The sequence below is a fragment of the Fulvivirga ligni genome, from assembly GCF_021389935.1.
Taxonomy (GTDB): Bacteria; Bacteroidota; Bacteroidia; order Cytophagales; family Cyclobacteriaceae; genus Fulvivirga; species Fulvivirga ligni.
Genome location: NZ_CP089979.1, coordinates 1,284,983 through 1,302,919, shown reverse-complemented (window position 1 = coordinate 1,302,919; position 17,937 = coordinate 1,284,983). Strand labels below are relative to the sequence as shown.

The 17,937-nt window shown below is 37.9% G+C and carries 15 protein-coding genes; 5 read left to right on the top strand and 10 right to left on the bottom strand.

Going from position 1 to position 17,937, the window contains the following annotated elements; translation table 11 throughout:
- Positions 1 to 50 precede the first annotated feature (50 nt).
- On the top strand, positions 51 to 554 hold the full coding sequence (locus LVD16_RS05810) for a hypothetical protein (protein ID WP_233772980.1): 504 nt from the start codon (positions 51 to 53) through the stop codon (positions 552 to 554).
- Positions 555 to 588: 34 nt separating this feature from the next.
- Here the strand turns inward: LVD16_RS05810 and LVD16_RS05805 are convergent, their stop codons facing one another.
- The 6 genes from LVD16_RS05805 to LVD16_RS05780 form a co-directional block, all read right to left on the bottom strand.
- The gene (locus LVD16_RS05805) at positions 589 to 2,361 is read right to left on the bottom strand and encodes a DUF8696 domain-containing protein (protein WP_233772979.1); all 1,773 of its coding nucleotides are present in this window, start codon (positions 2,359 to 2,361) and stop codon (positions 589 to 591) included.
- Positions 2,362 to 2,546: 185 nt separating this feature from the next.
- Positions 2,547 to 2,816, bottom strand: coding sequence for an acylphosphatase (locus LVD16_RS05800; protein ID WP_233772978.1), 270 nt, complete (start codon positions 2,814 to 2,816; stop codon positions 2,547 to 2,549).
- A gap of 2 nt (positions 2,817 to 2,818) precedes the next feature.
- A complete protein-coding gene (deoC, locus tag LVD16_RS05795; protein ID WP_233772977.1) occupies positions 2,819 to 3,466 on the bottom strand; it encodes a deoxyribose-phosphate aldolase in 648 nt (215 codons plus the stop codon).
- 114 nt (positions 3,467 to 3,580) lie between these two features.
- On the bottom strand, positions 3,581 to 3,985 hold the full coding sequence (locus tag LVD16_RS05790) for a hypothetical protein (protein WP_233772976.1): 405 nt from the start codon (positions 3,983 to 3,985) through the stop codon (positions 3,581 to 3,583).
- A gap of 53 nt (positions 3,986 to 4,038) precedes the next feature.
- The gene (locus LVD16_RS05785) at positions 4,039 to 4,521 is read right to left on the bottom strand and encodes a thermonuclease family protein (protein ID WP_233772975.1); all 483 of its coding nucleotides are present in this window, start codon (positions 4,519 to 4,521) and stop codon (positions 4,039 to 4,041) included.
- A 73-nt stretch (positions 4,522 to 4,594) separates the two neighbouring features.
- Entirely contained in the window at positions 4,595 to 8,776 is a 4,182-nt protein-coding gene (locus LVD16_RS05780) for a tetratricopeptide repeat protein (protein WP_233772974.1), read from the bottom strand.
- Between the two features lie 166 nt (positions 8,777 to 8,942).
- On the opposite strand from LVD16_RS05780, the gene LVD16_RS05775 reads away from it, so the two are divergent.
- Positions 8,943 to 9,569, top strand: a complete 627-nt coding sequence (locus tag LVD16_RS05775) for an alpha/beta hydrolase (RefSeq protein ID WP_233772973.1) — start codon at positions 8,943 to 8,945, stop codon at positions 9,567 to 9,569.
- A 288-nt stretch (positions 9,570 to 9,857) separates the two neighbouring features.
- Positions 9,858 to 12,092 (top strand): inorganic phosphate transporter, encoded by a 2,235-nt coding sequence (locus tag LVD16_RS05770; RefSeq protein ID WP_233772972.1) that lies wholly within the window; start codon positions 9,858 to 9,860, stop codon positions 12,090 to 12,092.
- On the opposite strand, the gene LVD16_RS05765 is transcribed toward LVD16_RS05770, so the two are convergent.
- The 3 genes from LVD16_RS05765 to lpdA all read right to left on the bottom strand — a co-directional run bounded on the left by LVD16_RS05765 (position 12,089) and on the right by lpdA (position 14,921).
- On the bottom strand, positions 12,089 to 12,901 hold the full coding sequence (locus tag LVD16_RS05765) for an anti-sigma factor (RefSeq protein WP_233772971.1): 813 nt from the start codon (positions 12,899 to 12,901) through the stop codon (positions 12,089 to 12,091). The two genes, LVD16_RS05770 and LVD16_RS05765, sit on opposite strands and share 4 nt — an antisense overlap.
- Positions 12,898 to 13,455 carry an RNA polymerase sigma factor gene (locus LVD16_RS05760; RefSeq protein ID WP_233772970.1) on the bottom strand — a complete coding sequence of 186 codons (558 nt, stop codon included), beginning with the start codon at positions 13,453 to 13,455 and terminating at the stop codon, positions 12,898 to 12,900. Before LVD16_RS05760 ends, LVD16_RS05765 begins: the two co-directional genes overlap by 4 nt.
- A gap of 71 nt (positions 13,456 to 13,526) precedes the next feature.
- The gene (gene lpdA / locus LVD16_RS05755) at positions 13,527 to 14,921 is read right to left on the bottom strand and encodes a dihydrolipoyl dehydrogenase (protein ID WP_233772969.1); all 1,395 of its coding nucleotides are present in this window, start codon (positions 14,919 to 14,921) and stop codon (positions 13,527 to 13,529) included.
- Positions 14,922 to 15,218: 297 nt separating this feature from the next.
- On the opposite strand from lpdA, the gene LVD16_RS05750 reads away from it, so the two are divergent.
- Together LVD16_RS05750 and LVD16_RS05745 are read left to right on the top strand one after the other, a co-directional pair.
- Positions 15,219 to 15,575: a hypothetical protein gene (locus LVD16_RS05750; RefSeq protein ID WP_233772968.1), complete on the top strand. Its 357-nt coding sequence runs from the start codon at positions 15,219 to 15,221 to the stop codon at positions 15,573 to 15,575.
- Between the two features lie 136 nt (positions 15,576 to 15,711).
- Positions 15,712 to 17,061, top strand: a complete 1,350-nt coding sequence (locus LVD16_RS05745; protein WP_233772967.1) for a sigma-54-dependent transcriptional regulator — start codon at positions 15,712 to 15,714, stop codon at positions 17,059 to 17,061.
- Here the strand turns inward: LVD16_RS05745 and LVD16_RS05740 are convergent.
- Positions 17,050 to 17,724: a response regulator gene (locus LVD16_RS05740; protein WP_233772966.1), complete on the bottom strand. Its 675-nt coding sequence runs from the start codon at positions 17,722 to 17,724 to the stop codon at positions 17,050 to 17,052. The genes LVD16_RS05745 and LVD16_RS05740 overlap by 12 nt on opposite strands.
- Positions 17,725 to 17,937: the final 213 nt, after the last annotated feature.

Genomic DNA, 17,937 nt, shown 5'->3' with positions numbered 1-17,937 from the left:
AGAGTAACAAAAGCAAGAATCTATTATATTTGCATGATAGATTATACATTATGGTCCAAAAGTATTTTAAACTTGATAAGAACTACATTCTGGAGCAAGCCCAGATTAACAGCGAAAGAGAGCTGATAGTATATCTCATCGATTTTGCTAAAAAATACTACCAAGATCAGTTTAATCCATTAGGTTTGTTAGATGAGCCTGTAAGAAGAATTAAAACTCACGAAACAGAGTACACCACCAGACTTCAAGAGTTCTACAGTAACTTATCTGGAATATATAGATTCCAAAATGCCGATAATCAATTAGAGCTGCTATTTGATGGACAAGATCACTACCAGAAATATCTAAACGACTGGAAACAGACTTACAAAGACTGGTTAATTGATTTCTGCAACAAACCCAATTTCTTAAAGGCAGTATTGGAACTTACCGTATTCTACCCAGAAGGTCGTAAATCAGAACTGGCAGAGAACAGAATGAAAACTTTCATTCAATCACAATTCGACCTAAAGATCTATAAGCACAAAGGAATAGTACAGATGAAAATTGCTTAAGGCAACTTCCATCTGTTAATCTTTATCCCTGCTATTATTTTATAATTATTATTTTTTCCTCGTGAGTTAGTCCGCCTGTAGTGATAGACATCACATAAACACCGGCTGGTACATCTGCAACATGAAGTGTATTACCATTTTGTGGTAAAGTGAATTTAGCTTGAGTAGCTATATTATTGAGGTAAGCCGAAAAATCATCTCCTAAACCTTTCACAATCACATAATCTTTGGCCGGATTTGGATATATATTCAGTCTAAGCGGGAAATCACGATATAAAAACTTCACAGGAGAGTATTCATATTGCCCATCAAAATCGATCTGCTTTAGTCTATAGTAATTATTACCTTTCAAAGGCTCATAATCTACAAAACTATACAACTTCTCATCATTAGTGGTGCCATGACCAGCAACCCATGCAATGGTTTCAAAGCTCTTTCCATCTTTACTTCTCTGCACCTCAAAACCATCATTATTTAATTCGGAAGCCGTACTCCAATGTAATTCATTGTAATCATCTTTTCCATCAACATCAAATGATGTCAATTCAACCGGAAGGGTACAGGCCACTTGACTATAATTAAATGTAACTCTGTTATAACCCCCGTTTTCATAATACTCTAAAATAAGATCAGTAGATCCTTCAAGGCTTAGCGAAGTACTATTTGAATATGTGCCATATCCATGGTCAGAAAAAGCATCTATTACTGTAACGCCGTCAACTATTAACCTCACACCATCATCACCACCAATCGTAAACGTATAATCTCCACACGAAAAATCTTTGGTCATTTTGAATCGCACACTAAATGTTTCTGTGGTCACATCGCATCCATCAGTGCTAAAGGCGGTATTATCACCTGTAAATGACTCATCAAAAATTTCCGTTTCTGTAATTTGACCTATATAAGTAGTGGAAAAATCAGCCGCACCATCATATACGTAGCCTATCCACTGCTCATTACCAAATGTAGTTTCATCACCAGCAGGCACATCATAGGTTAATGTAATGGTGTTGCTGTAAGCCGTATCACCAAGTCCATTTTCTGCTTTACGTCTAAAGTATGTTGTGCCGGCTGCTACTGTGCCATAATCATAGGTCTCGCTGGTAGCTCCACTTATGTCAGACCAGGATGAGCCGTCGGTGGATATTTGCCATTGATAAGTCGGCGTACCTCCTCCTGAGAAAATAGCAGCCTCAGATGAGGTAAAGGCATCAGCGTCCGGAGCAGTAAACCCGCAAAAATTTTGATCAGCAGCCACTGTACCTCCGAAATTAACACCCAGGTATTGATAATTTAAGGACACTCTATTTTGCCCACCATTTTCATAATACTCGAAAACCATATTATGAGAACCATTAAGAATTAAATAGCCTCTGTAGGTAGTATATGAATGCTGATTAAAATCACCCAGCACAAAACTAGATCCTCCGTCAGAACTTAGGCGTACACCATCATCACCACCAACAGTGAATCTGTACACACCATAAGTGAAGTTCTTATTCATTCTATAGCGAACTGAAAAAGTCTCTGTGTTAACATCACAGCCACTGGTAGTAAAATCACAGTTATCACCGCAGAAGCTTTGATCAAAATTATCAGCCTCAGAAATATATCCCTGATAGTCGGTAGAAGTATAGTTGGCCATGCCATCATAAACATACCCCCTCCACGAGTCTACCGGGTAAAAAGATTGGTCATCCGCAACACATTGCCCCATAACAGATGAAACTGTTATCCCTACTAAGAAAATTGTTATTAGCAAATCAACCCTCATTCCTTTCTTCACCACTCTAGAAAGTTTCATAATCAAAAATTAAGATTATCTAAAAAAATGCGAACATAATGCAATATATATTACATATAGCCTGCAAAGGTAAGCATTGTTTATTAAAGTTTAAGCGGCACAAGATATGGATTAGATTCACAAAGTCCTAGAAATGAGATGAATAGACTTTATATATCTGTGATAAACATTACATAAGAAAGGGATTAATATCTTATTTGAAAATCATCAAAATGATCTAAATTACCTTCATTTATTACTACTTCATTCACTATAGAATGTTCGGGAGCATGATGCAACCATTCCAGGAAAATTTTAAAATTTTCTTCCTCACCCTCGGCTTCAAGGTATACACTTCCATCCATTTCATTTCTCACCCAGCCTTTGATGTGGTTTTTATCAGCTTCTATCTTAGTGTTTTTTCTAAAGAAAACACCTTGCACCAGACCTTTAACCTGAATATTAAGATGCTTCATAATTACACTGATACTATTTCAACTCCTGAAGAAGTTCCAATTCTATCAGCACCAGCTTCAATGAGCTGAATAGCCTGCTCTCTGGTTTTTATTCCACCCGAGGACTTAATGCCTACCTGTGAAGGCAACACTTTTCTCATCAGTTCAATATGCTTTAACTGAGCACCTTCAGAGGCAAACCCGGTAGAAGTTTTCACAAAATCAACACCCGCATCAGCACATAATTTACAGGCTGTTTCTATTTCAGAATCATTAAGGTAGGCAGTTTCAATAATTACCTTAACTAAACAAGAATGCTCATGTATGAGGCTACTGCATTTTGCCAGCTCAATCTTTGTCCAGGGAAGACCTGTTTTAAAAGACGAGATGTTCATAACAATATCCAGTTCATCTGCTCCATCACGAATAGCAAGCTTAATTTCTTCCATCTTCACTTCTGTCATCTGGTATCCTAGCGGAAAACCAATTACGGTAACCAGCTGCACATCTAGATCTGCAATATCTCTGCTAGCCTTTTTCACCCAAAAGGGAGGCACACAGATACCTCGGAAATTATGTTGTATTGCCTGTTGAGTTAAAGTGTCAATATCACTGGCTGTGATTACAGGCTTTAAATTGGTTTGTTCTATATATCTATGAAGATTTTGCATGGGTCAAAATTAAAAGTTAACGCATATTCAACCTAGTATCTCATTGAATACTGGATACGTTTATACAACCTTCAAAATTGACTAACTGTTTTAAATAGGAATTAATACACTGGCTTAGTGAACTATGCCACATTCCTTGCAGAACTTGCGTTTTCCGGGCTTACGCTTTTTGGGCTTCTTCTTATGACCGAAATAGGTTGGGTCAGAATATTGAGGTTTTAACATTTTTCTAGCCATCTTACGATCTCGCTTGGCATTAGCTTCCATAAGATCATAAAACTCCTGCTTTTTATTGTTAAGATCCTTCTTAAACCATGAAGCAAATGATTTCTTACTTTTAGTATTTTTCTTTTTGGAAGACTTTTTCTGAGTAGCACTATTGGCGACAGGTGTTTCAGCATATGGCTGAAACGAGTTGCCAGAATTATTCTGATTGGCAGGCTGTTTTTTAGTCTGAGCCGACACTGAAATGGTGGCGGCGAACAGTAGAAAAGTGAATATAAAAACGAACCTGATCATATGAAGTATTTGAGTAATCTACCTTAATAACTAGATTACTCTTAAATTATTGTTTAGCGTCCTTTGGCCTGAAGCATAGTTTGCTTCCTTCTATAAATCCATGGAGCTTCTGTTTCTTCCTGACTCCATAGACCAATTTTATTTTGTTTGGCCTTATTTTCAAGACCATTCAGCTTGCTATCTTCAGACTTATAAGCCCATCCTAACCCTTCTTCTACAAGCTTATGATTTAATGATTCTCCATTCTTAAGGATGACTACGGCCAACTTATTACCCCAGCGATCCTTACCCTTCATCTGAACAGTCACTTTCTTCTTCAAGGCTGTCTTTTTGGTAAATGATGTGGCTTCATCATAAAAAAGCTGCCCATTCTCAGGGCAATCAACATCACTTAGTAAAATTTTTACCGTTTCCTCCTCCTCTGTAAGTACCTCTAAGGTATTTCCGTCTATCACATTAATTACCTTAGCTGACAGCTCAACCTCTTTAGTAGGAACTGCTAATAGTAATACCGAAATAATATATAATACGTTCATATTCCCTCCCTCTTTTCCTAATTATATATACAAACGGTGACCAACAGGTAATCTTACATATTCAGAATCTTATTTAATTACAATATTGTTTAATGAAATATGATGCTTTTGTATCTCCCAGTTCTTTAGACTTGTTCCAGCTTTCACACGCTTTGTCCTCTTCTTCTAGCTGGTAGAAAATGTTTCCTTGTACTTTATAATATGAAGCATTTGAATCATCTAATTGAATGGCTTTCTGAATAGCTTCTAAGGCGGCACCCACTTTATTAGCAGATACCTTTGCATTCGCGAGGTTATAGTGAGCAGCGGCATCATCAGGATTAAGCTGGATCACTTTATTATAATCCAGAATAGCAGCCTCATAATCTTCATTTTCTTCTTTTAGATAAGCCCTGTTATAATAGGCATCTGCATTCTCAGGATCTTTTGCAATAACATCGTTAAGATCAGACATGGCAGCTCTCATATTTCCCAGAAATAAATTAGCTCTGGCTCGGTCCATATATACATCTGCGCTTTTTAAGCCGGCGTTAATTGCGGCTTGCAAATCAGTGATAGCATCTTCATAGTTTTCTGTTTCTATCAAGGCTCGAGCTCTGTGATAATACGTGTCACCAGATTTATTTCCCGCCTCAATGGCCTGATCGAAAAATGACAGTGCCTTTCTGTATTCTTCCTTCTGATAGTATGAATCTGCAATAAAATATACTATTTCACCATCTGACTCATCCTGCATATCAAGCACAGTACCCAGGTCATTTAAGGCCAAATCATATTGTTTGGTTTGATAGTATAACTTACCTCTATTTTCTATAGCCTTAGCATAATCACCGTTCTGCTCTATAGCTTCAGAATAACTTTCAATGGCCTTCTCCACATTATCAGCCATTGCATAGGCTTTCCCTTTATTATTACTCAAGATAGGGTCTCTGTAGCCTTTCTGTTCTGCTAGATCATAATCCTTGATGGCGCTATCATAGTCTTTCAACCTGAATTTAGTATTACCTCTATTATAATAAGTTTCACCCTTGGCAGGATCTTTTTCTATAGCCTTATTCAAAGCAGAAAGTGCTTCCTCAAAGTTATTTTGCTCATAATAGGCAGCACCCAACTGTCTGAAAATCTCAGCATCTGCTGCCCCTTTATCTACTACTAATTTTAAATCAGGAATAGCACTAACAAAATTATTTAGAGCATAATGAGATTTACCTCTATTAGCATAAACCTCAGGTTTGTCAATCCCTTTTTCTATGGCTTTACTCAAATTCGAAATAGCTTCTTCGTAATTCTCCTGTGAGTAATAAATATTTCCTAACCCATAATAAAGTAACTTATCATCAGCTCCGAAAGACTTGGCTTTTTCAAGATAAGAGAGAGCATCATCTAACTTTCCAGTTTCATATTTTGATACACCTAAATAAAGGTACTCTTCTCTGCCTCCTTCACCGCTAGCAATGATTTTATTGAGATCGGCCTCGGCTCCAGCGTAGTCCTTTAACTCATACTTAGCTGCCCCTCGATTTCGCAAAGCCACATTATAATCTGATTTGATTCCAAGAGCCTTGTCAAAATCTGCTATAGCTGATTTAGTTTCACCTAGCAATAGCTTTGCTTTGCCTCGGTTATTATATATAACTTCGTCAGACATTCCTGCTGCTATCGCCTGATCATAACTCTGGACAGCCTCTTTATGAGCTTCCATTCTGAACTGAGCATTTCCTAAATTATAAAACACCTCCTGATCTTTAGCTCCTAAACTGACTGCCTTTTTCAATGAAGCCGCAGCATCTTCATATTGCTTTTGCTCATAGTATGCTAATCCTAATTGAGAGGCTACAGTAACGTTATTTGGAGTAACCTTTTCAGCCTCTCTTAAATCCTTAATCGCCCCAATGTAATCCTTAAGGTAAAATTTAGCCCCACCTCTCTTTTGGTAAATGTCTGCTGATTTTTCTCCCAGCTTCTCAGCCTCATCCAGGTACGATGCGGCTTTTTTATACTCTTTCTGATCATAATTAATTAAACCGGCATACAGATATAGCTCACCACTCTTTGCTCCGTCTTTTATTGCAGCTTCAAGGTATTTTTTAGCTTCCTCAGTATTACCAGTTTTATAATAAGCCAGGGCCAACATCTTGTTTACCTCTTTGCCTGATCCACTCGCCTCTTTGGCTTTAGAGAGATCGGCGATGGCCTTTTCATAATTTTTCAATTCAAAATTAGCGACTCCTCTACTTAGAAGTGCTTTACCTAGATCCGGCTTTAGTTGTAAGGCCTTGTCAAAATCGGTAATTGCTCCATTGTAATCCTTCATGCTCATCTTCGCCTGCCCAAGATTATTGAATATAGCAGGATCATCAGATTTTAGATTTACGGCCTTATTATAATAGGCAATGGCATTCTTATAATCTTGTTTGGCATAATAGATTCCTCCAATCGTCTTATACACATCATAGTCAGCAGCTCCCAATAATTCTACTTTCTTAAAATCTTCAAGTGCGCCATCTACGTTTCCGGAGGAGTAGCGCAGCATTCCACGGTAATGAAATACCTGCTTGCTTTTTGCACCACCATCAATCGCCTTGCTTAAAAAACCCTCTGCCCCAGCATTTTTAGATTCATAAGCAGAAATACCAAGCATCTCATACATGGCAGGATCTGACACTCCTTCTTTTTCGGCATTAGACAGATAAGTGAAGGCCTGCTTATTATCTCCAGTCTTATAAAGCGAGACTCCGTAAGGGTAGTTTATTTCCGATCCGGTAGCTCCTCTTTGTATGCCTGATTTTAGGTCTGCAGCTGCGGCCTCATATTCCTGAAGATTAAACTCAGCAATACCTAAGTTTTTATAAAGCTCCGCATCTGAACCACCACCATTTTTCAAAGCCATATAATCTGCCTTAGCACCTTTCCAATCTTTCATTTGAAATCTAACCACCGCTCTATTCTCAAGTGCCTTGTTGTAGTCAGCCTTTAATGAAAGTGCTTTATCATAATCTGCTAAAGCTCCTTTAGGATCATCTAGTAAATATTTGGCTTTTCCTCTGTTATTAAACACTACAGGATCTGAAGCATCCATAGCAAGGGCATTATTATAATTTTCTACCGCTCTGTGATACTCCTCTTTTTTGAATTGTAAATCTCCCAATACCTTGAAAGCTTCATAATTCTTGGCTCCTTTATCAACGGCAAGCTTTAGATCTAAAAGTGCCTCTTCTTTTTTAAGCTCATTTCTGGATAGACCTCTAAAAAGATAAACATCAACATTATTTCCGCCTTTGTTAATAGATTGAGATAGCGCCTGATCTGCAGCAGAATAGTTCTTACTGTAATAATAAGCCTCACCTAGCTTGGCAAAATTTTCTTTGGTATCCTGATCTTTAGTGGCTTGCTCAAAGTATAGAGCCGCCTTTTTATAATCTTTTTGCTGAAGAAAAATTTCTCCAAGATAAGCTCTCAACTCCGGTCTCTTACTTCCTCGCTGTACTGCACTTTCTAAAGCCTTAGCAGCCTCATCAGTTTTCCCAGACTCATATAGAGCTATACCTTTTCTGGCAAAATTCTCGTCAGTAACCTGACCACTCTTAATAAGTTGCTCATAATCCTGAGCCGCAGCGTCCCATTTTTTCAGCTCGAAATTAGCCTCCGCCCTATTTTCTAAAGCCTTATCATAATTAGCATCTACACTAAGCGCTTTATTAAAATCAGCCAGAGCCTTATCGTAATTTTTCAGATTGGCGTGAGCTTTACCCCTGTTATTGAAAATAGTGGCATCTGAATAACCCTTATTCACCGCCATATCATAATATTTTATTGCATCTTGAAAGCTTTCCAATCTGAATTTGGCATTACCCAAATAATAGGCTCCCTCTGGCGAATTGAACCCTTGGCCAATGGCTTTTTCTAAATTATCAGCGGCTGTTTGGTAGTCTTTAAGCTCATATTTTGTTAGCCCTCTGTATCCCAACAGCTCTGCAGTATTTACTCTTGCTTTTACAGCCTCATCAAAGTCTTGACTAGCTTTAGCATAATCTTTTAAATGGTAGTAAGCTACACCCCTTTTCACCAGCACCTCATCGTTTTTAAACTTTGAGTTAATGAGTTGAGAAAAGTCTAGTGCTGCACCTCGGTAATCTTCTGATTTAAGCTTTGCATTGGCCTTTTCATAGGCAGCTTCCAAGGGGTCCTGATCTTGGGCAAACAGGTTATAACTGAAAGTAATAATTAGTAAGGATAAAAATAGCGCTCTCTTCATCACCTTAAAAAAATTGGCTTTAGTAAATATATTAAAAAATATAGCTTAGTAATGAATAGATGTAAGTTCTAGGCAATTAGTAACTGTTATTTTTTAAATTCTAAACTATCACTCATCTTTAGAATTATATATAGAAGATTTTATTTGTAGAGACCTGAATATCAAAATGATAATTTACGCCATCAGCGGATTAGGGGCAGATGAAAGAGCCTTCGCAAAACTGAAATTAAAACATCCTTTAAAACATATTAGCTGGAAGTCTCCTGAGAGAGATGAAAGCCTCTCAAATTATGCCAACAGAATGGCCGAAGAGATTGATTCTTCTGAAGAATTCATGCTCATGGGATTATCATTCGGAGGAATAGTGGCAATTGAGATTGCCAAGATTAAAAAGCCTTTAAAAACTATCTTGATATCCTCAGCGCCTACTAAGGCTGAGGTGCCAGCCGGAATGAGGTTTATGGGAAGAACAGGTTTCATAAGAGCTATACCTCCTTCTAAACTTACACCTCCGCCATTCATTTCAAATTGGTTTTTTGGTGTAGAAGATGAGGAGAGCAAAAAGCTATTGGAAGATTTTGTGCAAAACACGGATCCTCTCTTTCTTAAATGGGCTATAAAGCAGATCATGTGCTGGGAGAATATAGAAGAGGTGCCATGCTTATGTGTTCATGGCACTAATGACAGGCTCATACCGTGTCATGATAAAGCTATAAAAATTGATGAGGGAACTCACTTTATGATATTAGCCCAAGCCGATAAAGTGACTTCTATCATTAACGAACACATATAAAAAAAGTCCCGGCTATGAACCGGGACTCTCGAAACCTGAAACTAATTTAACAGTCACAAGACAACCAACGCAAGACATGCCAACTTCAAATCGTGTCGTGTGAACTAGCTTCATCAACCAATATACTTGGCTTATATACGACACCTCTTTGGCCACTGGATTTTTTAAAGTCAGATTTTCTTTAACAAACGGCTCCGTATTACATTAATTAATTGTTAAGCTTCCTAACTGAAGATTACAAAACGCTTATTTTCTTGTTATTTAGCTCGTAATGCAAAACATAAAAGTGTGGAACAAGTATATTTATTACTCATAATTCTTCTTTTCGTATTAGCGATAAGTGATCTTGTAGTTGGGGTTAGCAATGATGCTGTTAACTTTCTTAACTCGGCTATTGGTTCGAAAGTGGCTTCTCGAAAAGTAATCCTTATAGTAGCCAGCGTAGGTATAATCTTAGGCGCTACTTTTTCTTCAGGAATTATGGAAGTAGCCAGAAAAGGTATATTTTTTCCGGACCATTTTCTCTTCTCTGATGTGATGATCATTTTCCTGGCGGTAATGCTCACGGACATCATCTTGCTAGACTTGTTTAACACTTTTGCGATGCCTACGTCTACCACGGTATCTATAGTGTTTGAGCTTTTAGGATCCGCTTTTTGTGTGGCTTTTCTCAAGACCCTTGATAATGATAATGGCCTAAGCATACTCCACACCTATATTAATTTTGATAATGCCGTCACCATTGTATCCAGCATTTTCCTATCTGTAGCGGTAGCCTTTACGGTGGGGATGATTGTACAATACATTAGCCGTGTACTTTTCACTTTTCAATATGAGAAGCGTATGAAAACTATCGGCGTCATTTGGGCCGGATTAGCAGTAACGGCACTGAGTTACTTTCTTATTATAAAAGGTGTGAAAGGAAGCTCTTTTATGTCTGACGAAAGTGTACAGTGGTTCGAAAATAACAGTCTTGAAATATCGATTGTCTCTTTCCTGGCCTGGAGCATTATCTTCTATATACTTCACGAGATTTTCAAAATAAACATATTAAAAATAGTCGTTCTGTTTGGCACATTCGCTTTGGCTATGGCTTTCGCAGGTAATGACTTAGTTAACTTTATAGGTGTGCCAATTGCGGGTTTGGAGTCATTTAAAGAATGGACGGGCTCTGGTCTTCAACCCGATGAACTGCTCATGACATCACTAACTAAGCCCGTAAAAACTGACACCTATCTATTATTAATTGCAGGCACTATTATGGTGCTCACTTTATGGTTTTCTAAAAAGGCAAAATCAGTTACTGAAACCGAGGTAAATCTTGGCCGTCAGGATTCAGGTACAGAAAGATTTAAGGCTAATGCCGTATCCAGAGGTCTTGTTATCGGGGCTCGAGGTATAGGAAGAGGTCTTATGAGCATAATACCAAAACGAGCATTAGTACAGATAGAGCAAAACTTTAAAAACGAAGTAACTATAAGTGAGGATGACGCCCCTGCCTTTGACCTGGTTAGAGCTTCTGTAAATCTTACTATTGCCAGTGTTCTAATAGCATTTGCCACATCTTTAAAATTACCGCTATCCACCACCTATGTTTCTTTTATGGTGGCTATGGGTTCATCACTATCTGATAGAGCCTGGGGCAGAGACAGTGCAGTTTACAGGGTGTCTGGGGTAATTAATGTAATCCTTGGCTGGTTAGGCACTGCGCTAATTGCCTTCACCATTTCCGGTATTTTCGCTTTTGTAATTTACCAATTCGGTCTTTCAATGGTAGCAGTAATAGTGGTGATCGCCGGCATCACTATTTTCAGAAGCTTCACTTACCACAAGGCAAAAGAGAGGAAGAAAACGCTGGCCGATAAGCTTATGGCGCAGACCTCTCTTATCCCTGTAAATAAGGCACTTATAGAAATTAATAATAGAACCAGGGAGAATTTGGCCATCGCCAATCAGCTCTTTCAAAAATCAATGGAAGGCCTGCTGAAAGAAAAGAAAAAGCCTCTGAAAAAATCCATTGAGGAGTTAGATGAACTCATTGATAAGAGTGAGAAATTTAAATCTAATCTTATCAAATTCATTAACAGGATGGATGAAGACGAGGCCATTACCAGTAAGGTTTATTTATCTATTTATGAATTAGAGCAAGACCTGAATGAATCCATTAAATTCATTATTACTGAAAGTTTGGATCATGTAAAGAACATGCACTCTCCACTGCGGAAAAAGCAGATGAAAGGCCTTGAATCCTTGACCATTAAGTTCACCGAATTTATGAATCAGGCCATTGCAGTCATTCATCACAGCGATAGCCAGAAGATGAATAAACTCATTTCAATGAAAAGGGAAACCTTAGATGAAATTCTAAATCTCATGGAAGTTCAAATTAAAGATGTGAGGAAAAAGGGTCAGAGTAAAAGAACCAGCACCTTATACTTCAACATCTTACTTGAAACCAAAAACATGGTGAATACCACCAGCAGATTCATTAAAGTGTTTAAGAAAAATTCTGTGAAGGCTTAGCCTTTAGATACAGCACCCAATACCTGCATAGTTTCTAATGAAGGTGATTCACTACCACCTTTAGGCTCTATGGTAACAGCAAATGCTGATGCTCCGGCAATGTTTTTCATTTTGAGAAGCTGAGATGAACCCGGACTAAATACGCCGGCGTCTACCGGTGCACCATCAATAATGGCCCAAAGCTGATATTGATTCTCCTTGCTTAGCTCTTTCAGGTTGCTAATGCTGAGGTACACATTTTCAGTAGACTCGTTCCAATAGATGTAAGCTAAAGATTCAGGAGAATTATCTGTCCCTTTCATTGCTACTCTACTGTACGCACTACTGTTTATGATAGAGAGATCACTCTCTATTTGTTCAAGCTTTTGATTGACCTGATTGTAATCTTGTGCTACTCTCTCATTCTGAGCCACTAATGTATCCAGCTCATATTCAGTAGCTTGCCATTTATTATAGTAAGAATAAGCAAGAATAGATGTGGTAACTGCAATGGTTACAGATGCGGCCGCTGCCCACTTCCAGCCTGATGAATATGAGCTGGTTTGTAGAGGCACTACTTTACTTTCTTCTACAACTTCTTCCTTATTACTTGAAATTTTAGACATGATGGCACCTTTCAAATCAGCAGACGGTTGTACTGCTGTTTCAAATGCCAACGCTTCCAGCGAAAGCTCTATTTTCTCAATCTCCTCCCTTATTTCAGGGTATTGCTGAGCCTGATTAAGAACTTCTTGCTGTTCTGTTTGCGAAAGCTCACCTAATACGTAAGCCTCTAAGATACCTGACGATATGTACTCCTGAATATTCACCCTACACCTAACTCCTTTCTTAAATTAATTAAAGCCATTCTGAGGCGTGTTTTTACTGTACCTAATGGGATATCCTTTTCCTTGGACACCTCCGATTGTGTATAGCCCTTGAAATAAATAAGCTCTACAATGAGTCTTTCTTCATCTCTCAGTTTATCTAAAAACTTTTTAACGCCTATGCCATCAATATCCTGATGGATGAGATTTTGTCTCTCAACATCATATACGCTATTAGATAACTCATCAGTTTTTTGTACTCTCTTTATTTCTTTGGAGCGGAGTTTATCGATTGCCAAATTTCTGCTCAGATTAAGCATCCAGGTGAACAATCGACCTTTTGTAGCATCATACGCATCTATCTTATCCCATATCTTTATAAAGGCATCTTGAGTTACTTCTTCAGCTACTTTCTCGTCAGTTACGATCCTTAAGATGATACCATAAAGTGCCTGGGAATAATTATTGTACAAATATTCCATAGCCGTTTCATCCTTTCTTTTCAGAAGCATGGCTAGCTCAGACTGGTCTATATGGCCTTGTAGGGTGGGAGACATTTGCGTTTAAAATACAAAAGCATCAACACTAAATTGATGCTTTTGTTTATAATATGCTATATATAATTGAATTATATGTGGATCACTTCATCATAAGCAGCTGCCGCAGCTTCCATAACAGCCTCTGACATAGTTGGGTGAGGGTGTACAGTTTTAATGATTTCATGGCCTGTAGTTTCTAGCTTACGAGCTGCTACTACTTCGGCAATCATCTCTGTAACGTTACTACCAATCATGTGAGCACCAAGGAATTCGCCATACTTAGCATCGAAAATTACTTTTACGAAACCATCTTTAGCACCGGCAGCACTAGCTTTACCAGAAGCTGAGAATGGGAATTTACCTACTTTCACTTCGTAACCGGCCTCTTTAGCAGAAGCTTCAGTATATCCTACAGAAGCTACTTCTGGGCTACAGTAAGTACATCCTGGGATGTTTCCATAATCTAATGGCTCAGGAGACTGACCTGCTATTTTCTCTACACAGATAATACCTTCTGCAGATGCTACGTGAGCAAGTGCTGGTCCGTGAACGATATCACCAATAGCATAAACGCCAGGTATGTTTGTTTTGTAATAATCATCTACAATGATCTTACCTCTATCTGTAGCTACACCTACATCTTCTAAACCAATTCCGTCAAGGTTAGTAGAGATACCTACTGCAGAAAGTACTACATCACAATCAATAATCTCTTCACCCTTCTTGGTTTTAACAATCACTTTACAACCTTTTCCTTTAGTGTCTACATTAGTCACTTCAGACTCAGTCATAATTTTAATGCCCGATTTCTTGAAGCTTCTAGCTAATGTTTTAGAAACCTCTTCATCTTCTAAAGGCACTATGTTTGGCAAGTACTCAACAATAGTTACTTCTACACCAATAGTATTATAGAAATAAGCAAACTCTACACCGATAGCACCAGAACCTACTACTACCATTTTCTTAGGCAGTTTGTCTAGTACTAAAGCTTTTCTATAACCAATAATTTTTTCGTTATCAATAGGCATTGCAGGTAGCTCTCGTGATCTACCTCCTGTAGCTACTATAATATGGTCTGCGCTGTAAGTTTCAACTTTACCGTCTTCACCTTTCACTTCTACCTTCTTACCAGCTACCAGCTTACCAAATCCCATAATAGCATCAATCTTATTCTTTTTAAATAAAAATTGAATACCCTTACTCATACCATCAGCTACACCACGGCTTCTTTTCACCATAGCAGAAAGATCAGCCTTAGCATCTTTTACAGTAATACCGTAATCTTCAGAATGCGATATATATTCAAAAACATTGGCACTTTTTAAAAGAGCTTTTGTAGGGATACATCCCCAGTTAAGGCAAATACCACCAAGAGCTTCTTTTTCAATTACACCTACTTTAAGCCCCAGCTGAGACGCTCTAATAGCTGCTACGTAACCTCCAGGGCCACTACCTAAAACCAAAAGATCATATTTTTTTGACATAAGCTGTATTTTTTATCTATTTCTTATTCCGTTTGCGGGACTGCAAATTTAATCGAAAAGCGGTTAGAAAAAAATTAACTAAATGATGTGGTTTCATGCCCAGCCAAAAATGTGTTGATCATTTAGCAATTACACAACAGACTGTTGGATTATCCAACAAAAAATGAGCTTCCTAAATAAATTGAAATTCTTTAAATGCACTGATAATCAATTGATTATACTTTAATCCGTTTCATGGCATCATTATCTCATATTGAAAGAGTAAATGAGTTATTAAAAATTTAAATGAAACCAACCATGAAATTCAATAGAATAATTATAGGAGCAGCAGCATTATTATTTTCAGCAACTGTTGCGACCAACGCAAATACAATAGAACCAAATACAACTACTACTGATGCCCTTGTAGTAAAAGTAGACCCTAAAAAGACAGAGATCAGTGCTTCTGAACTTCCTGCCACAGTGAAACAAGCCATTGTAAAGGGTGATTTCTCTAAATGGAGTATCGCTAAGGCTTATAAAATTACCTATGAAGGTGAGGGTGAAATGACCACTACTGATAATTCAGTTGAATATGAAATTCACTTCCAAAACGCTGAGCAAGAGAAAGAAATAGAAGTATATGATAAAGATGGTAAAGTAGTGGAAGACTAAACAACGCTTGTAGCTTTAAGCTCAACTTTTAACTACTAAAGGCTCACTTTAACCGGTGGGCCTTTATTTTTTTAAATTTTAGTGGGACTATTGTACCAAATTTGCGTTAACAAGATATCGCAATTGCTAAAACCCAATGACCAAGATACTAATAGTAGAGGATGATATCTCTTTTGCCACTATGCTTAAGGGATTTCTGGAGAAAAATAGCTTTGATTGCCAGCACGCCACAGATGCACTAAGTGCGCTTAGATTACTAAACCAAAGTGATTATGATATTGTAATTTCTGACCTTAAAATGCCTGATTATGACGGCATTGAGCTACTGGGTGATATTAAGAAAAAGAATTACAGGTGCAATGTAATTATTATGACCAGCTATGCCCACATAAAAACGGCAGTGCAGGCGATAAAATTAGGTGCCTTTGAATATATAGCTAAGCCCATCAACCCTGATGAGCTCCTTTCAGTAATAAAAAAAGCCATTTCTAGCAAAGAGGAGCGTGTACAAGCGCCTCAGAAAAAAGCTAAAAGGTCATCATTTGAGTTTGTAGAAGGTCAAAGTGAGCCTTTTAAGCAAGTACTCAACCACCTTGACTTGGTAGCCGCCACTGATATGTCTGTTTTAATTTTAGGAGAAAGCGGTACCGGTAAAGAATACATAGCCAAGAGAATCCACCAGCAGAGCAAAAGAAAGGGTAAACCTTTTGTTTCTATAGATTGTGGTGCCTTATCTGAAAACCTGGCGGCCAGTGAACTATTTGGTCATGTAAAAGGAGCTTTTACAGGAGCAGTAAATGATAAAGACGGGCAATTTAAGCTAGCCAACGGAGGCACCTTGTTTCTAGATGAAATTGGCAATTTGTCATATGAGGTACAAGTAAAACTTCTTCGTGTGCTGCAAGAACGAAAAGTAAGAAAACTGGGTGGCAATACAGATGTAGATGTGGATGTAAGGCTCATTACGGCTACTAACGAAGACCTTAAAACAGCTGCTGGAGAGAATAAATTTAGAGAAGATTTATACCACCGAATCAATGAATTCATGATTAACCTGCCTCCATTAAGGGAAAGGAAAGATGACATCATGATATACGCCAACTACTTTCTGAATAGAGCCAATGAAGAATTGGAGAGAAATGTTGAAGGTTTTAGCAAGCTGGCAGAAGAAAGGTTTATCCATTATGGCTGGCCGGGAAATCTTCGTGAGCTAAAAAACGTAATCCGTAGGTCTGTGCTTTTGGAAACTGAAGATCAGCTCACCACTGAAAACCTGCCTGATGTTATGTTTGAAGAACCCGTACAGCAGGTGATGTCAGACGATTCGCCTAAAGATTTGAAAAGCATAGCTTCTGAAAACGAAAAACAGCTGATAGCCAGAACTTTAGAAGAAGTAAAATACAATAAATCGAAGGCAGCCAGAATATTAAACATTGATAGGTCTACCCTTTACAACAAGATAAGAAAATACTCTTTAGAGAGTTAATACTTTCTTTTCCAAAGATTCTATAAGTTTCACAGAGGCATTTTTCACCTGTATTACTGCCAGTTCTCTTTCTTTAGAGCTCATCTGTGAAGCTTCAGTTTCCAGCTTTTCCAGGATGCTGTTTATTTCCTTATTGCCATAATAAGCTACCGATGAGAGCATTTTATGAGCTCTGTTTTTGAGTACAATAGCATCTTCCGTGAGCACCTCTTTTTCTAGCAGACTCAACTCACTTTTAAAGGTACTGGTAAAGGTGTCTATATAAGATCTGATGAGCTGCTTATCGCCCATAGCAAATGCTTTTACTCGATCAATATTCACATCATCAGAGGAGATTAACTTCGAAAGTTGCTCTATTTTATCAGCATTGAGTGGCTTTTTTAGATAGAGATCTGCCATATCTCCCTGCTTATCATTTTGGCTCAGGATAACCAAAGGCACATCAGCCCTTTGCCTAAACGAAAGAATGGCCTCCTCCACATCTATTCCATGAATATTTCTGTCAGAGATAATCAGATCATAAACTTCTGCTTTCATATCCAGCACAGACTCCAGATCTTCAAAGCTCTCTACTTCAAAGCCTGATTTTTTTAACTGCGCTTCAGTGATGGTTCTTGTAAATTCATCATCTTCCAGCAGAAGTATTTTTTTCAATGCTTCCATAATGTTAGTTAATAGCAAGTTAGAGCGGCAAATTGTTTTCTGAAATGATTTTTTTGTATTTTAGAAAAATGAATAAAGGATAAGTTACTGTTAGATATGCGGGAATATTGCTGCTTTTCACATATTATGTACTTCCCAATACTTTTATTCCTAATAGCAATCTGAGAGACTTTTAGGGTGGTATTAGCTGTGTCATAATCACTATTTCCGCCT

What these genes read in the sequence shown, in the direction of transcription:
- deoC (WP_233772977.1), bottom strand. Translation starts at nt 3,466, where the DNA reads ATGCAAAATCTTCATAGATATATAGAACAAACCAATTTAAAGCCTGTA.
- LVD16_RS05790 (WP_233772976.1), bottom strand. Translation starts at nt 3,985, where the DNA reads ATGATCAGGTTCGTTTTTATATTCACTTTTCTACTGTTCGCCGCCACC.
- LVD16_RS05760 (WP_233772970.1), bottom strand. Translation starts at nt 13,455, where the DNA reads ATGTCTCCCACCCTACAAGGCCATATAGACCAGTCTGAGCTAGCCATG.
- LVD16_RS05780 (WP_233772974.1), bottom strand. Translation starts at nt 8,776, where the DNA reads ATGAAGAGAGCGCTATTTTTATCCTTACTAATTATTACTTTCAGTTAT.
- LVD16_RS05750 (WP_233772968.1), top strand. Translation starts at nt 15,219, where the DNA reads ATGAAATTCAATAGAATAATTATAGGAGCAGCAGCATTATTATTTTCA.
- LVD16_RS05800 (WP_233772978.1), bottom strand. Translation starts at nt 2,816, where the DNA reads ATGAAGCATCTTAATATTCAGGTTAAAGGTCTGGTGCAAGGTGTTTTC.
- LVD16_RS05775 (WP_233772973.1), top strand. Translation starts at nt 8,943, where the DNA reads ATGATAATTTACGCCATCAGCGGATTAGGGGCAGATGAAAGAGCCTTC.
- lpdA (WP_233772969.1), bottom strand. Translation starts at nt 14,921, where the DNA reads ATGTCAAAAAAATATGATCTTTTGGTTTTAGGTAGTGGCCCTGGAGGT.
- LVD16_RS05810 (WP_233772980.1), top strand. Translation starts at nt 51, where the DNA reads ATGGTCCAAAAGTATTTTAAACTTGATAAGAACTACATTCTGGAGCAA.
- LVD16_RS05785 (WP_233772975.1), bottom strand. Translation starts at nt 4,521, where the DNA reads ATGAACGTATTATATATTATTTCGGTATTACTATTAGCAGTTCCTACT.
- LVD16_RS05745 (WP_233772967.1), top strand. Translation starts at nt 15,712, where the DNA reads ATGACCAAGATACTAATAGTAGAGGATGATATCTCTTTTGCCACTATG.
- LVD16_RS05805 (WP_233772979.1), bottom strand. Translation starts at nt 2,361, where the DNA reads ATGAAACTTTCTAGAGTGGTGAAGAAAGGAATGAGGGTTGATTTGCTA.
- LVD16_RS05740 (WP_233772966.1), bottom strand. Translation starts at nt 17,724, where the DNA reads ATGGAAGCATTGAAAAAAATACTTCTGCTGGAAGATGATGAATTTACA.